The following is a 243-nucleotide window of genomic DNA, read 5'->3' as shown; positions in this document are numbered from 1 at the left end:
CTCTCTCGCCTTTCCGTTCATGCGCAGCGCTTTCCACACTTTCCCCGCCGGGATCCGCCGATGACGAACACGACGCCCACGCCCCGGACGCGCTCGTCGCTCATCGGCTGGCTGCCCTATATCGTCGCCGCCACGTTTTTCATGGAGTATCTCGACACCACCGTGATCGCCACGGCGCTGCCGCAGATGGCGCGCTCGTTCGGCATCGGGCCGAACAGTCTGAGTCTCGGCGTGACCGCGTAC

1 pseudogene is annotated in these 243 nt (G+C 65.4%); it reads left to right on the top strand.

Annotated elements, in window-relative coordinates:
- Positions 1-60: 60 nt before the first annotated feature.
- Positions 61-243: pseudogene (locus SB786_RS37355) on the top strand (MFS transporter); the annotation flags it as partial.

It is taken from the genome of Burkholderia sp. SIMBA_062, assembly GCF_046534765.1.
Lineage (GTDB): Bacteria > Pseudomonadota > Gammaproteobacteria > Burkholderiales > Burkholderiaceae > Burkholderia > Burkholderia ambifaria.
This window is presented reverse-complemented; position numbering and strand designations above follow the sequence as displayed.